We start from the raw sequence: 15,023 nt of genomic DNA on the forward strand, positions 1-15,023 counted from the left end.
TTAGGGAGCCGCCACATAAAAAGAGCCCCGCTTTCGCGGGGCTCCTTTTTTTAGCGCTTGTCGCTCGAAACGTAGTCGCGAACGTCGGCGCCGGTGTAGATCTGGCGCGGGCGGCCGATGCGCGATCCCGGGGTTTCGTGCTGCTCGATCCAGTGCGAGATCCAACCGGACGTACGCGCGATGGCGAACATGACGGTGAACATCTCGGTGGGGATGCCCAGGGCCTTGTAGATGATGCCCGAGTAGAAGTCGACGTTCGGATACAGCTTGCGCTCGACGAAATAATCGTCCTTCAGCGCAGCCTCTTCCAGCTTCATGGCCACGTCGAGCAGCGGGTCGTTCACGCCCAGCTCGTTCAGCACCTTGTGGCACATTTCGCGGATGATCTTCGCGCGCGGGTCGAAGTTCTTGTACACGCGATGGCCGAAGCCCATCAGGCGGAAGGAATCGTTCTTGTCCTTCGCGCGCTTGACCGCCGTCTCGACCTTGTCGGCCGAACCGATTTCCTCGAGCTGCTTGAGCACGGCCTCGTTCGCGCCACCGTGTGCGGGGCCCCACAGGGCGGTGATGCCCGCAGCGATCGATGCATACGGATTGGCACCGGTCGAACCGACGAGGCGCACCGTGGACGTGGAGGCGTTCTGCTCGTGGTCGGCGTGCAGGATGAAGAGCAGGTCGAGCGCCTTGGCCACCACCGGATTCAGTTCCAGCGGCTCGCTCGGCACTTCGAACATCATGTGCAGGAAGCGCGTGACGTACTCGAGGTTGTTGCGCGGATAGCGCGTGGGCCAGCCGATCGAGTGACGGTAGATGGCGGCGGAGATCGTCGGCATCTTCGCGATGAGGCGGATGGCGGCGAGCTTGCGGTCTTCCGGGTTATCGACGTCGAGCTTGTCGTGGTAGAACGCCGACAGCGAGGCGATGGAGCCGGCGAGCATGGCCATCGGGTGCGCGTCGTGATTGAAGCCGCGCAGGAAGAACTTCAGGTTCTCGTGCATCATCGAGTGATGCGTGATGTCGTGCTCGAACTTCGCGAACTGATCCTTGCTCGGCAGTTCGCCATTGAGCAGAAGGTACGAGGTTTCGAGGAAGGTGGACTTCTCGGCCAGCTGTTCGATCGGGTAGCCGCGATAAAGCAGCACGCCCTTGTCGCCGTCGATGTAGGTAATGGCGCTCTTGGTGCTGGCGGTGCTGCCATAGCCCGGATCGTACGTGAAGTAGCCGGTGTCCTTGTACAGCGTGCCGATGTCGACGCACTCGGCGCCGAGCGTGCCGCCGATGACCGGCAGTTCGCTCACGGGCTTGTTGGATTCATCGACCAATTTGACGGTTTTGGCGTCGGACACGGCGAGCTCCTCTTCTCTCTGTTCCCGCCGCTTCGCCAGGCGAAACGACGTAGGGATTTTGGGAAACGGCACCTTGGGGGAAGGCGTCGTACCGGCCACTGCGTGCGGCCGAAGTTCCCCATTATCGCACAGAGGTAGTTCAAACGTCCGTTAGAGGTTCGTGTGCGCGGGACGCAAAAAGACACGGGGCAAGCCTCGGCTCGCCCCGTGTCCTCGATCCTCGCGAAACGCCACCCCGCAGGCGGCGCGCGGATGTAAAGCGGTCTTACTTCTTGCCGTAGCGCTGACGGAACTTGTCGACGCGGCCGCCGACGTCCAGCGTCTTCTGCTTGCCCGTGTAGAACGGGTGCGAGTGGCTGGTGATATCGAGCTTGATCACGGGATATTCGTTACCGTCTTCCCACTTGACGGTTTCCTTGCTGGACATGGTCGAACGCGTCAGGAACGCGAAGTCGGACGAGAGGTCCTGGAAGACCACCGGCTGGTAGTTCGGGTGGATGTTCTCTTTCATGGCTTGAACCTGAGAAATAGCGGGGTGAAAAGAGCGGCATTGTAGCCAGCGCCCGGCCGCTTGGCAACCGGCCGGAAGCCGGGGAATCAGGGAACGCCCAGGGCCCGGGCTATCAGGTCGCCGAAGCGGGCCTGGTCCACCTCCAGCACGATCCTGGCATTGGCCTTGCCGCCCAGCCGGCGATGCCAGTCCACCACGGTGGCGCCGCGGGTGAGCCGCCCGTCCAGTTCCACGGCCACGTGGCGGGTTTCCGCCCGCTCCACGATGGCGGGATCCAGTGCCACGGCCATCGCCAGCGCGTCGGCCGCGATGAAGCCGGTGCGCTCGTGTTCGGCGTTGAAGCGCCGGGCGGTGCCGAAGATCTTCTCGAAGAAGGCGGCGCGGCGATCGCCCGAGGCAACCCAGCGCTCGTAGAGGTCGTCCGGGAACGCATGGCGCACCGTGGCTTCCCAGTCCACGAGATCGAACATCGGGAACGCCTCGAAGACCACGTGCGCGGCTTCCGGGTCGAACCCGATGTTGAACTCGGCCGGCACCTTGCCCGTGTTGCCATGGCCGGTCACGGCGCCGCCCATGATCACCAGCCGCTTCACGCGCTCCGGCAGGGTCGGATCCAGGCGCACGGCGAGCGCCAGGTTGGTGAGGGGCCCGAGGGCGACGAGGGTGAGTTCGCCCGGACGCTCGCGGGTGAGCCTGAGCAAGGCCAGCGCCGCGTGCTCGGCCTCGGCGAGGTGCGCCGGCTCGGCGAAGCCCACGTCGCCGAATCCGTCCGCGCCGTGCACGAAGGCGGCATCTTCGTCGGGCTCGCGTACGAGGGGCGAGGGACAGCCGGCGAACACGGGCGTGCGCGCGCCAAGCAGTTCGACAAGGGTACGGGCATTACGCACGGTATGACCGAGACCAACGTTGCCGGCGGCGACGGTCAGCGCGGCCACGTCCGCGTGTTCGTGCGCCATGAGGATGGCCAGCGCGTCGTCCACGCCGGGGTCGGTGTCGATCAGCAACGGAACTCGGGTCATCGTCGATGGCTTTCCGTGAAGGGCGCACAGCATAGCGCCCGCCGACGGATCAGGCACCCTGCGCCGCCGGCTCGGTACGCGCGCCGAAGTCGAAGCCGAGTTCGCGCGTGACCTGCTCCACGCCGGCGCAGAGGGCTTCCAGGGCCGGTGTGCGCGCCGCGATGCGGGAGCGCAGGTCGAGCGTGCATGCAAGTCCGGCCTGCAACAGGTCTGCGTGGGCGACGTGCAGCGTGTCGGCCTGCGTTCCGGACAGCAGCCCCGCGTCGCGAAGCGTATCGATCAGCACGCTACTGGCCGGCGTATCCAGGATCGACGGATGCGACGACGCATGCGCAAGCACCATGCCCTGCAGGATGAACTCGATGTCGATCAGTGCGCCCCTGCCCTGCTTGAGGTCGATACGCGTGGCATCCGACCGGTCGCGCTCGCCTCGCCAGCGCGCACGCATCGCGCCGACCTCGGCGCGGACGCGCTCCGAATCGCGCGGGGTGGCGAGGATGTCGCGGCGAATGGCTGCAAGCGCTTCGCCGATGACGGGATCGCCCGCCACGGGGCGTGCACGCAACAACGCCTGGTGCTCCCACGTCCATGCGCGATCGCGCTGGTAGGCCTCGAAGGCGTCCACACTGGCCACGAGCAGGCCCTTCGAACCATCGGGGCGCAGGCGCGTGTCCACTTCGTAGAGATGCCCTGCGTGCGTCTGCGCGCTCAGCCAGTGCATGACGCGCTGTGCGAGGCGCTGGTACCAGCGCGTGCCGTCCACGGGACGCGGACCGTCGCTCATCGCGTTCGCGCGCTTTCCGTCGTATACGAAAACGAGGTCGAGATCGGACGCAAAACCGAGTTCTTCTCCGCCCAGGCTACCGTATCCAAGTACGGCGAAGCCGCTGCCTTCGCCGGGAAGCCGGCCGTGCTGCGCCGTGAGTTCGCGCGTGGCGAGCGCGACGATCGCCGCGATCACGGCTTCGGCCAGACCCGCGAGACGGCGCGCCGTGGCGGTTGCGTCCGCGCGGCCGTCGTTGAAGGCCAACCCCAGCCGGAAGGCGATGCTGGAGCGGAATTCGTTGATGCGTTCGAGCTCCCGTTCCGCGTCGCGCTCGTCAAGCGCGCCGAGGGTCCGCGCGATCTCGGCGGAGATGTCGGCACGCTTCAGCGGCAGCTGATCGATACGCGGGTCCAGCACGTCGTCGAGCAACAAGGGCTGTGCGATCACCCGCTCCGCGAGGAACGCGCTGTCGGCGAAGACGGTGGCGACGCGCCGGCGCGCATTCGGTTGCTCGTCGAGCAGCGCAAGGTAGGACGAACGGCGCGCCACCGCCTGCACGAGGCGAAGAAGGCGAAGGAGACTGGCCGCGGGCGCCACGGATTGGTGTGCCGCGTCGATCAGCTGGGGCATCAGGCGCTCCAGGCGTTCCGCCGACCGCGCGGACATCGACCGCACGGACGCCGCGCGGGGAAGCTTCACCAGTTCGTCGGTAACCTCGCGGCCCGGCACGAAACCCGCGGCCTCCATCATGGCGTCGGTCAAGGTTTCGTCGCGCGCCGCCTTCCACAGCGCGACATCTGCAACCGGGACGGAAGCCCTGTCCCCCGCGTCGGGCATGAGCACCGCCGCGAATTCGGCGGACACCGCGTCGCGATGCTTCGCCAGTTCCACCGCCAGCTCGTCCCAGGAGGCGTGCCCCATGCCGAGCGCGAGCCGTTCGCGCGACAACTCGTCGTCCGGAATATCGTGCGTCTGCGCATCGCGCAGCATCTGCACGCGATTCTCCAGCCGACGCAGGAAGACGTACGACGCCCGCAACGACTTCGCGCGCGACGCCGGAATGTACCCGCGCGCCTCGCACGCGCGCAGCGCGGGCAAGAGCCCGCGCACACGCAATGCCGGGTCGCGCCCACCGCGGATCATCTGCGTGAGCTGCACGATGAATTCAATCTCGCGGATGCCGCCGGGGCCTAGCTTGAGGTTGCCCGCCAGGTCCTTGCGGGCTACCTCGGCGTCGATCAGTGCCTTCATCTCGCGCAGGCCGGCGAAAGCCGTGTAGTCGAGATAACGTCGGTAGACGAACGGACGAAGCATGTCCTGCAATTCGCGCCCCGCCACGCGGTCGCCGGCGACCGGGCGTGCCTTGATCCAGGCGTATCGCTCCCAGTCCCTTCCTTCGCGCTGGTAGTACTGCTCCATCGCCGAGAACGGCAGGGCCAGGCGTCCGGACTGCCCGAACGGACGAAGGCGAAGGTCCACCCGCGCGCAAATGCCGTCCACCGTGGGCTCGGCAAGCAACCGCACGAGCTGCCTCGCCTCGCGTACGAAGTATTCGCCGTTGTCGAGCGGGCGCGAGCCGTCCGTTTCCCCACCCGAGGCATAGGCGAGCACGAGGTCGATGTCCGAGGAAAAATTCAGCTCGTTGCCGCCGAGCTTTCCGAAACCGAGGATCACCATGCGCTGGGCCCGGCCCGAGGCGTCGCGCGGGCGCCCGTAACGCGCATGCAGCGACGCTTCCGACCAGCGCAGGGCAACCTCGAGCAACGTTTCATAGAGCGCGCTGGTCGAAGAAAGCGTGTCGTCCAGCTCGTCCAGGTCGTTCACGTCACGGAAGACGATGCGAACCGCCTCCGCGTGCCGGAACCGGCGGAGCACGGCCATGCAGCGCTCTTCGTCGTCGGGAAGTTCGAGCGTCGCGCCGCGCGTAGCAGCGTCGGCATTCGCACGAAGGCGCTCCAGGCCGGCCGGCGAAAGCAACTCCGGCTGCCGTCGCAGTATGTCGAAGGCGAAGTCCGAAGCGAGCAGTGTGCGTCGGATCCGCTCGGCGACGCCGGCGTCGTCGTGGACAGGAATGCGGGCCACGCGGCAGGCCGCCATGAGGTCGGCGTAGCGCTGGTCGATAAGCGTGCGCAGCGGGTCGCTCTCACGCCGGGCTGGGACTGGAGTGGTCATCCGCCGCATTGTGCCTCAGGCCATGGCCTGCGCCTAAGCCGCGCCCCGTCAGGCACCCGCCGGGCCAGCCGCAACGGCGCATGAACCCTTCCCATTCCCGGGACAACGCATTCATGTCAGCTACGTTACAGTCCCATGCCCTGAAGGCGCGGACGCGACTGCTAAGAGGATGTGATGACGGCCGATTCCAACCATTGGCGAGATATTGCGGGGCGCGTGGCATTGCCGCTGTGCCTCGCTGTCGCCTTCGTCCTCTATACCGGCTTCCTGGACGGCAATCCCGGCGTGGCCAGCCTGGAGTGGTCCTCGCGCCCGTTGCACCTGCTGGCCAACGCGTTCCCGGGCCTGCTTCTGGCCGGTCTGCTATTGGTACTCACCCGCCGCCCCTGGCTCTCGTTCGGCATCGCGTTCATGGCGCAAGGCGCCGTGCTCGTGGTGAGCGACATCAAGATGAAGAACCTGGGCTCCCCGCTGCTCCCCTCGGACTTCCGCATGGTTGGGCAGTTGAAGAACGGCGGCGCGCACCTCCTTGGCGGCTACCTGCCGTCGAACCCGCTTCCCTATCTGGCCATCCTGGCGGTGATCGGCCTTGTCGTTCTCGCCGCCCGCTTCGAGCCACCGCTGTTCGCGCGGCGCACGCGCGGGCGCCGTCTCGTCGCCGGCGTGGCGCTTGTGACCTTGATCGGCACGCTACTGGCGGGCACACCCGCGTGGTCCGCGCTGTACGACAAGGACCGCCTGGGTCTCCAGCCGTGGTCGGCGGCAGGTAACGCGCATTACAACGGCGTGGTCACCACGATCATGCAGTTCCGCCTGCAGAACGCCGGAAAGAAAAAAGCGAAACCCGACGCCGCCGAAGCTGGTCGCTTCATCGCCGATAACGACAGCGACCTGCGCCGGTACATGAGCGCGGCAGCCGAGAACCAGCGGCAGACACCCGACATCGTGGTGGTACAGAGCGAATCGTTCTTCGATCCCTCTGTCATCCGCGGCATGCAAGGCGAACAGTTCGCACCGAACCTCCACCGCCTGGCCAAACATGCCAGCAGTGGCCAACTGCACGTGCCGACCTACGGTGGCGGCACGATCCGCACCGAGTTCGAGGTGCTCACCGGGCTCTCGCTGCGCTACTTCCCCGACATGCAGTTCCCCTACCTGCAGATGCACAGCGGCGTGGTTCCGAGCATGGTGCGCACGCTCCGTTCGCACGGCTACGAAACCATCGCGGTGCACGGCAACGACGCAGGGTTCTGGAACCGCACAGCGGCCTTCAAGTCGCTGGGGTTCGACCGCTTCGTGTCGCAGCCGGACTTCCCAAAGGATTACCGGAAGGACGGCGCCTACATGGCGGACAGCGCCATGACCGACGAGATCATGACCCAGCTCCGCGATTCGGGGCCGCCGCGCTTCGTCTTCGCCATCAGCATGGAAGCGCACGGGCCGTACGACAACTCCGCCAACATCGATACCAAGGAGCGCGATGCCATTCCGGCGCCAGAGGGCATCAGCAATGAGGCGAAGCTTCAGTTCCGCAATTACGTCTACCACATGCGCCACGCCGACGCGGAACTTGGCAGGCTCGCCGATCTGCTGAAACATCGCGAGCGGCCGACCCTGCTGCTGTTCTACGGCGACCACCTGCCGGCCCTCACGGAAACCTTCGACAAGGTGGGCTTCGCGGGCGGCACCAGCATGTTCAACCAGACGGTGCCTTACATCCTCATCGACGCGCACGGCGACGGCCCCGCGCCGGCGAAGGAAGATGTCGCCGCGTGGATGCTGCCGGGCAAGCTACTCGAACAGGCAGGCGTGCACGACGACGCTTACTTCGCCCTCACCCAGGTGGTCGCACCCAAGCTCGCCGCGCTCACGCACGCACCGGAAGCCCCGACGCCTGTGGAAGACCCCATGCAGAAGTACGCCGACATCTCGATGGGCAATGTGGCGATGCTGCGACTGAAGCGGAAGCTTGACCCACTACTGGCGCAGTATGCGGCGCCCGATGCGGGCGCCATCGCACAGCGACAGAGTGCGATCGAGCAAGGTGCGGCCACGGGCGCGGGGCAGTAGTCGCCCTAGGTTAATAATAATTCCTCCTCACAATGCGTCCGCAAAGTTAAATCGGACCGGGGGTATGCAACGCAAGTCAATACATACCCTTTCTTTATTTGATCATCGTCGAGAAAGTTTTGTTCGCCCTGTTCTACCTTCCCGATTATTAATTTCGCGACGCAACTGGAGCAGCTGCCGGATCTGCATCCCCTGTGCAGATCTATTCCTTGCTTTTCAGCCACATCCAAAATGTACTCATCATCGGGCACTTCTATGGTGGCATTGAGCCCTTCTTCCGCATTTTCCAGTTTCACTTTGTATTTCATGTCCTGGTCCCGTCCCTGGTCGATGGAGTTCTCCAGCGGAATGCCCGCGAAGTCAGAAGTACTCCCGCTCAAATGACAGCGTCATGAATCTCGCCCGCTGGCCGGCAAGATTCGAACATCGTCACGGATAGCGAAGAGTTTTGTGGCATCCAAATCCACCTCCGACTCGAACGGTGAGGCCAGAGCCTTCGATGTCCACCCTCGCTGCTCAGACAGGTCCTCCGCGTTCGTAAAGGAGGGGCCGCTTGCGCGGCCCGTTTACCTATCTGGCCTTCGGCCGCTCTCTTGTGCGGAACTCGCCTCGAGGGTGGACACCGAAGACTCTCCCAATACCTGAGGCAGAGTGCCCGGAAAGCGGAACGGCATAGACGGCAGGCACCGTGAGCGGCACAGCGTCGCATCGCCCAGCAAGTCTCGGTGAGGCATTTCGTGGACGGTCCCTTCTCGGGCACCGTGTCACACCTCAAGCATCGCTCGCGCAGGCTACCGTATCGAACGCCTGTGCTTTCCCATCACTCCACCGCGCCGACCGGAAGGGTCCTTGGTGTCCATCCTCGAGGCGAGTTCCGCACAAGTGAGCGGCCGCAGGCCGATAAGTACATGGGCCGCGGCGGCGGCCTTCCTTTTCGAACGCGGAGGACTTGTCTGAGCAGCGAGGGTGGACACCAAGGGCCCGTGCGAGACGCTCAGGTGCAATGCGCTTTGACCACGCCGGGCGAGCGAGCCCCCACGCGTGTCGTTCACTCCGACCGGAGCTACCAGCCACTCGTCCAGCTTGAAAACGGGCGGGAAGGCCGACCGAGCGCGGGGACTTAAACGACGAAGGAGCCCCGCTTGCGCGGGACTCCTTCGCTTGGAACGCACAGATGGAGAGCGGGACTTAGAAGTCCATGCCGCCCATGCCACCCATGCCGCCCGGACCGCCGTGGGCGTGGCCTTCGTCCTTCTTCGGCAGCTCGGTCACGGCCGCTTCGGTCGTGATGATCGAGCCGGCGACCGAGGCCGCGAACTGCAGGGCCGAACGGGTCACCTTGGTCGGATCCAGGATGCCGAAGGCGATCATGTCGCCGAACTCGCCGTTAGCGGCGTTGTAGCCGAAGTTACCCTGGCCGTCCTTCACCTTGTTGAGCACCACCGACGGCTCTTCGCCGGCGTTGGCGACGATGGCGCGCAGCGGCGCTTCCAGCGCGCGACGGGTAATGGCGATGCCGAGATCCTGGTCCTGGTTCTTGCCCTTCAGGCCTTCCAGCGCCTTGAGCGAACGGATCAGGGCCACGCCGCCGCCCGGAACCACGCCTTCCTCGACGGCCGCACGCGTCGCGTGCAGGGCGTCTTCGACGCGGGCCTTCTTTTCCTTCATCTCGACTTCCGTCGCGGCGCCAACCTTGATGACGGCCACGCCGCCGGCCAGCTTCGCCACGCGCTCCTGCAGCTTCTCGCGGTCGTAGTCCGAAGAGGTCTCTTCGATCTGCGCCTTGATCTGCTTGATGCGCGACTGGATGCCTTCGGCATCGCCGGCACCGTCGATGATCGTGGTGTTTTCCTTGGTGATCACGACGCGCTTGGCGCGGCCCAGATCGTTGATCGTGGCCTTGTCGAGCGCCAGACCCACTTCCTCGGAGATGACCGTGCCGCCCGTGAGCTGCGCGATGTCTTCGAGGATGGCCTTGCGACGGTCACCGAAGCCCGGCGCCTTGACGGCGGCGACCTTCACGATGCCGCGGATCGTGTTGACGACGAGGGTGGCCAGGGCTTCGCCCTCGACTTCCTCGGCGACGATCAGCAGCGGCTTGGCAGCCTTGGCGACAGCCTCGAGCACCGGCAGGAGTTCGCGGACGTTCGAGATCTTCTTGTCGTGGATGAGGATGAACGGATCGTCCAGCTCAACCTGCTGCGACTGCTGGTTGTTGATGAAGTACGGCGACAGGTAGCCGCGGTCGAACTGCATGCCTTCGACGACGTCGAGTTCGTTCTCGAGGCCCGAGCCTTCCTCGACCGTGATCACGCCTTCCTTGCCCACCTTCTTCATCGCGTTGGCGATGATGTCGCCGATGTCGGCGTCGGAGTTGGCGGAGATGGTGCCGACCTGGGCGATGGCCTTGTCGTCGGCGGTGGGGTTCGAAAGGTTCTTCAGCTCGCCGACGGCGGCGGCGACGGCCTGGTCGATACCGCGCTTCAGGTCCATCGGATTGATGCCGGCGGCAACGGCCTTCAGGCCTTCCTGGATGAACGCCTGGGCGAGGACGGTCGCGGTGGTGGTGCCGTCACCGGCAACGTCGGACGTCTTCGAGGCGGCTTCCTTCACGATCTGCGCGCCGATGTTCTCGTACTTGTCGGCAAGCTCGATTTCCTTGGCGACCGAGACGCCGTCCTTGGTGACGGTGGGCGCGCCGAAGCTCTTCTCGAGCACGACATTGCGACCCTTCGGGCCGAGGGTGACCTTGACGGCGTTGGCGAGGGTGTTCACACCCTTGAGCATGCGCGAGCGCACGTCTTCGCTGAAGCGGACTTCTTTAGCTGCCATGATTGAATTCCGTAAAGAGTAAGAAGGTAAACAGTAAGTAAGAGCGGAGGAGCGGGAAGGCGAACGTCAACCAGTTACGGTTCACGGTTCACTCTTCACGGTTCACGCCTCGAGAATCGCCACGATGTCGTCTTCCTTCAGGAAGACCAGCTCTTCGCCGTCGATCTTGATTTCCTGGCCGGCGTACTTGCCGAACAGGACGGTCTCGCCTTCCTTCACCGACATCGGACGGACCGAGCCGTTTTCCAGGATGCGGCCATTACCGGCGGCGATGACCTTGCCGCGGGTCGGCTTCTCGGTGGCGCTGTCGGGGATGACGATGCCACCGGCCGAAACACGCTCTTCCTCGAGACGCTTGACGATGACGCGATCGTGCAGCGGGCGCAGTTTGCTCATGACTTCTCCAACCATGTGATTGACAGACAAGGAAATTAGTACACCCTGTTAGCACTTGACCAGGGTGAGTGCCAGAATTTTAGCCAAAGGTCCCGCCCATCAGGAAGGCCCTTCGATCACCGACAGATGGCGCCGCGCGATACCCGTTCAAGGGCACCGGTGCAAAAAAGACGCGGCCGGGGGGCACAATGGCCGTCATGTCCCAGCCCGTCGCCATCCTTATCGCCTGTCCGCAAGGCGAACCCGCCGCCGCCCTGGCGCGCGGCCTCGTCAAGGCAGGGCTTGCCGCCTGCGTGAACCACCTGCCGGGCATGCGGTCCACCTACCGCTGGAAAGGCGAGGTGGTCACCGACGGCGAAGACCTGCTGATCGTGAAAACGGTCCGCGAGGCCTTCGCCGAGGTCGAAGCCTTCGTCCTCGCCAACCATCCCTACGAGGTCCCCGAGGTGGTCGCCCTCCCCCTGGTGGAAGGCCACGCACCTTACCTCGCCTGGCTGGAAGCCGAGACGCGTGCAAGCCAATCCGGAATCGCCCGGTCATAATGACCGACGTTGTCGCGGTTTCGTCGCCGTATCGATCCATGGAGTCGACATGATGTCTGTTGTCCGCCGCGCGCTGCTCCTCGCCGCCGGCCTCGGCCTGTTCGCCACCCTTCCGGCCCTCGCTCAGGACGAGCAGGAACTCCTGCCTGTCACCCAGGCCTTCCATCTCACGACGGACGCCAGCCAACCGGGCACGGTGAAGCTCCATTGGCGCATCGCGCCGGACTATTACCTCTACCGGGGCCGGATCAAGATCGCCGCGGCGGACCCGGCGGCGGTGAAGCTCGGAGAGCCGAAGCTTCCCGCCGGCCTGAAGGAGCACGACGAGTACCTGGGCGACGTCGAGATCTACCACGGCGACATCGAGGCCACGGTGCCCTACACCCTGGCCGACGCCGGTGCAAAGACGATCGCGCTTAACGTCCAGTACCAGGGCTGCCACGAGGTGGAGCCGAAGATCTGCTACCCGCCGAACACCGAGCATCTGACGCTGGCGATCGGGGCACCGTCCACCATCCCCACGACGGCAGCCGCCACGCCGCCCGCCAATGCCGCGGCGCTGCTCGGAGCGCCCACTGCGGGCACGCAGGGTAGCGAAGCACAGCCCCTGCCCGCCGAGCAGGCCTTCCGCTTCGAGGCGCTGGTGAAGGACCACGGCAGTCTCCTGCTGCGCTGGACGATGCCGAAGGACTACTACCTGTATCGCGACAAGACGCAGATCGCCGTGGTCTCTCCGGCCGGCGTGAGCGCCGGTGAACCGGAATGGCCCAGCGGCACCGCGCACCACGACGAGCACTTCGGCGACACCATCGTCTACTTCGACCAGGTGGAACTGCCCGTACCCCTGGAAGGGGCCGCGAAGGCCACCTCCCTGGCCGTGGACGTGTCCTACCAGGGCTGCCTGGAAAACGGCATCTGCTATCCGGTGATGAAGCGCCGCGTGAACGTGGACCTCGCTGCCGGAACGGCCTCGGTCGGCAGCGCCACCGAGACCCCTCAGCCCACCGCCGCTCCCGCCGAGGTGGCCCCGACGCCGCCCCCGCCGGGCATGGCGCCGGGCGGCGATGCGCCGGTCGGATTCATCGCCGCCATCGGTCTCGCACTCCTCGGCGGTCTGGTGCTGAACCTCATGCCCTGCGTGCTGCCCGTCCTTTCGCTGAAGGCGGTCACCGTGCTGGAAAGTGGCGAGAGCCATGCGGCCGCACGCCGCCACGCGCTCTGGTACACGGCCGGCGTGCTCGTGGCCTTCGCCGTGCTCGGCCTGATCATCGTCGGCATCCGCGCCGCGGGCCACGGCATCCAATGGGGCGCGCAGTTCCAGCAGCCGCTGGCCATCGGTGTGCTCGTCTACGTGATGCTCGCTGTGGGCTTGTCGATGTCCGGCGTGTTTGAGATCGGCGGTTCGCTGGGCGGTGTGGGCAGCGGGCTGGCCGCGCGTTCGGGCCGTTCGGGCGACTTCTTCACCGGCGTGCTCGCCGTGGTGGTTGCCAGCCCGTGCACGGCGCCGTTCATGGGCTCGGCCATCGCCTTCGCTTTCGCCGCGCCGTTGACCGTGGCCTTCCTGATCTTCCTTGCGCTGGGCCTGGGCCTCGCGCTGCCCTTCCTCGTGATCGGCTTCGTGCCCGCGGTCGCGCGACTTCTGCCGCGACCGGGACGCTGGATGGAAACGCTGAAGCAGGCACTGGCCTTCCCGATGTACCTCACTGCGGTGTGGCTGTTGTGGGTGCTGACGAAGCAGCGCGGTGCGGATGCCGCCGCGCTCGTGCTGGCCGGTGGCGTGCTGCTGGCCATGGCACTGTGGTGGTACGGCCGCAGCCGCGGCGGCCGGGCGCTGTCCTGGGCGTTCACGGGCGTGCTCGCCATCGGCGCCGCCGCCGCGCTCTGGATGGTGCACGGGCTGCCTGCACCGCAAACCGTCACGACGGCGGCCGACGGTTCGGTGCCCTACTCGCCCGCGAAACTCGCCGAATTGCGCGCCGCCGGCACGCCGGTGCTGGTCGACATGACCGCCGACTGGTGCATCACCTGCAAGGCCAACGAGCATGCGGTGCTGGATACCGACGCCTTCCGCGCCCTCCTGAAACGTACCGGCACCGTGTACATGAAGGGCGACTGGACCGACGTGAACGCCACCATCGCCGCCTTCCTCGAGCAGTACCACTCCGTGGGCGTGCCGCTCTATGTGGTGTACCCGAAGGGCGGCGGCGAAGGCACGAAGCTGTCCACCGTGCTCACCTACGACACCGTGGAGAAAGCGCTCGAGGCAGCCGCCCGCCCATGATCCGCGGTCCGACGCCCTGGATCGTCGCCCTGGCCGTCGCCGCGGCGGCGACAGGCCTCTATCTCGAACACCGGCGGCTCCATCCGCCGCCGCCGCAGGGCCTTACGGTGGCCGACGTGGGCGACTTTCCGCCCGACGCTACCTTCCTCACGGTCGACGGCAAGCCGCGCCAGCTTACCGACTGGCGCGGCAAGCGCGTGCTGGTGAACTTCTGGGCCACCTGGTGCGCGCCCTGCCGGCGCGAGATGCCCTTGCTGAGCGAGAACGCCGCGCGTTATCGCGACCGGAACGTGGCCGTCGTCGGTGTCGCCGAAGACACCGCGGGGGCCGTGCGCGGTTTTCTCGCCGTGCGTCCGGTGGCTTACCCCGTACTGCTTGCCGATACGGATGCGCCGGGCGGCTCGCTGTCGTTCGGCAACACGCGCCGTGTGCTGCCTTATAGCGTTCTCATCGGTACCGATGGGCGTATCGTGCGGCGCAAGCTGGGCACCTTCAGCCAGGAGGAACTCGACGAATGGCTAGGGACACCACCATGAATACCCCGCCCACTCGCGACGAAGCCATCGAGGCCACGCGCCTCTGGCTGGAACGCGCCGTCATCGGCCTCAATCTGTGTCCCTTCGCCAAGGCGGTGCAGCGGAAGGGACAGGTGAGGTATGTCGTAAGCGACGCGCAGCAACCGCTGCAACTGCACGCCGACCTGGTGCGCGAGCTCGAACTGCTGCGCGACACCGATCCCGAGGCGGTGGACACCACGCTCCTGATCCACCCCTGCGTGCTCGCCGATTTCATGGATTTCAACGAATTCCTGGAGGTCGCAGACGCCACGGTGGCCGACCTGCAGCTGGAAGGGGATATCCAGGTGGCCAGCTTCCATCCGGATTTCCAGTTCGAGGGCACGGCGGCCGACGACATCACCAACTACACCAACCGCTCGCCCTTCCCGACCCTGCACCTGTTGCGCGAAGCCAGCATCGACCGCGCGGTGGCCGCGTTCCCCGACGCCGCCGCGATCTTCGAAACGAACATGGAAACGCTGGAGAAGCTGGGGCACGAGGGTTGGCGGAAGCTTTTCCAGCACCCGTAGG

The 15,023-nt window shown here is 65.8% G+C and carries 12 protein-coding genes; 5 read left to right on the forward strand and 7 right to left on the reverse strand.

All coding sequences use genetic code 11. The features are described 5' to 3' along the window. Positions 1-50 precede the first annotated feature (50 nt). The 4 genes from FHS47_RS12685 to glnE form a co-directional block, all read right to left on the reverse strand. The gene (locus FHS47_RS12685; protein ID WP_167028370.1) at positions 51-1,346 is read right to left on the reverse strand and encodes a citrate synthase; all 1,296 of its coding nucleotides are present in this window, start codon (positions 1,344-1,346) and stop codon (positions 51-53) included. A 265-nt stretch (positions 1,347-1,611) separates the two neighbouring features. Then, positions 1,612-1,857, reverse strand: a complete 246-nt coding sequence (locus tag FHS47_RS12690; RefSeq protein WP_090056306.1) for a type B 50S ribosomal protein L31 — start codon at positions 1,855-1,857, stop codon at positions 1,612-1,614. Between the two features lie 86 nt (positions 1,858-1,943). Beyond that, a complete protein-coding gene (locus tag FHS47_RS12695; RefSeq protein WP_167028373.1) occupies positions 1,944-2,876 on the reverse strand; it encodes a nucleoside hydrolase in 933 nt (310 codons plus the stop codon). Positions 2,877-2,925: 49 nt separating this feature from the next. Further along, complete coding sequence (glnE, locus tag FHS47_RS12700; protein ID WP_167028376.1) at positions 2,926-5,823, reverse strand: bifunctional [glutamate--ammonia ligase]-adenylyl-L-tyrosine phosphorylase/[glutamate--ammonia-ligase] adenylyltransferase; 2,898 nt, start codon at positions 5,821-5,823, stop codon at positions 2,926-2,928. A gap of 165 nt (positions 5,824-5,988) precedes the next feature. Between glnE and FHS47_RS12705 the strand changes: the two genes are divergently transcribed. Beyond that, complete coding sequence (locus FHS47_RS12705) at positions 5,989-7,884, forward strand: LTA synthase family protein (protein WP_167028379.1); 1,896 nt, start codon at positions 5,989-5,991, stop codon at positions 7,882-7,884. Positions 7,885-7,889: 5 nt separating this feature from the next. On the opposite strand, the gene FHS47_RS12710 is transcribed toward FHS47_RS12705, so the two are convergent. The 3 genes from FHS47_RS12710 to groES form a co-directional block, all read right to left on the reverse strand. Further along, positions 7,890-8,192, reverse strand: a complete 303-nt coding sequence (locus FHS47_RS12710; protein WP_167028382.1) for a 2Fe-2S iron-sulfur cluster-binding protein — start codon at positions 8,190-8,192, stop codon at positions 7,890-7,892. Positions 8,193-9,072: 880 nt separating this feature from the next. After that, positions 9,073-10,716, reverse strand: a complete 1,644-nt coding sequence (gene groL / locus FHS47_RS12715; protein WP_167028385.1) for a chaperonin GroEL — start codon at positions 10,714-10,716, stop codon at positions 9,073-9,075. Between the two features lie 102 nt (positions 10,717-10,818). Then, on the reverse strand, positions 10,819-11,112 hold the full coding sequence (gene groES, locus FHS47_RS12720) for a co-chaperone GroES (protein WP_167028388.1): 294 nt from the start codon (positions 11,110-11,112) through the stop codon (positions 10,819-10,821). A gap of 197 nt (positions 11,113-11,309) precedes the next feature. Between groES and cutA the strand changes: the two genes are divergently transcribed. From cutA to FHS47_RS12740, 4 genes are read left to right on the forward strand one after another with little or no spacing between them, the layout of a single operon-like run. Beyond that, positions 11,310-11,654, forward strand: a complete 345-nt coding sequence (cutA, locus tag FHS47_RS12725) for a divalent-cation tolerance protein CutA (RefSeq protein WP_167028391.1) — start codon at positions 11,310-11,312, stop codon at positions 11,652-11,654. 49 nt (positions 11,655-11,703) lie between these two features. Further along, positions 11,704-13,935 (forward strand): protein-disulfide reductase DsbD, encoded by a 2,232-nt coding sequence (locus tag FHS47_RS12730; protein ID WP_208381988.1) that lies wholly within the window; start codon positions 11,704-11,706, stop codon positions 13,933-13,935. Continuing rightward, on the forward strand, positions 13,932-14,471 hold the full coding sequence (locus FHS47_RS12735) for a TlpA disulfide reductase family protein (RefSeq protein ID WP_167028394.1): 540 nt from the start codon (positions 13,932-13,934) through the stop codon (positions 14,469-14,471). Before FHS47_RS12730 ends, FHS47_RS12735 begins: the two co-directional genes overlap by 4 nt. Then, positions 14,468-15,022: a DUF1415 domain-containing protein gene (locus FHS47_RS12740; protein WP_167028397.1), complete on the forward strand. Its 555-nt coding sequence runs from the start codon at positions 14,468-14,470 to the stop codon at positions 15,020-15,022. The genes FHS47_RS12735 and FHS47_RS12740 overlap by 4 nt, the downstream gene beginning before the upstream one ends. Position 15,023: the final 1 nt, after the last annotated feature.

The organism is Luteibacter sp. SG786, assembly GCF_011759605.1.
In the GTDB taxonomy this organism is placed as follows: Bacteria; Pseudomonadota; Gammaproteobacteria; order Xanthomonadales; family Rhodanobacteraceae; genus Luteibacter.